General features: G+C 38.4%; 1 protein-coding gene. It reads left to right on the top strand.

All coding sequences use genetic code 11. From position 1 onward, the window contains the following. Positions 1-336: hypothetical protein (locus tag GN138_RS16090; RefSeq protein ID WP_197429369.1), on the top strand; the 336-nt coding region annotated here is incomplete at both ends.

Raw genomic sequence — 336 nt, 5'->3', positions numbered from 1 at the left:
GTTTTAATGATGGTGATGGTAATGGCGCTGATGATACAGCGGAAGCAACTACTCCTATAGATACATTAAATGATGGTAGTTACGATTTTCAAAATTTAGACAGTGATGATGATGGTTGTAGTGATGCTAATGAAGCGTATAATGATGCAAATGCCGATGGAGGAGATGGTAGTCAGTTTGGTACTGGTAATCCAGCAAGTGTTGATGCATCAAATGGTTTAGTTACAGAAACAGGAGTTGATTACAGTCTTGGTACAAATACACAAGTTACCGATGGTGATTTTACGTTAAGTGTTTGTTATGTAGATCCTTGTGACCCAGTAGCCTCAGGAAATT

Source organism: Winogradskyella endarachnes (assembly GCF_009741275.1).
GTDB lineage: Bacteria > Bacteroidota > Bacteroidia > Flavobacteriales > Flavobacteriaceae > Winogradskyella > Winogradskyella endarachnes.
The sequence above is the reverse complement of the archived record's forward strand: the minus strand, read 5'-3'. Positions and strand labels throughout refer to the sequence as shown.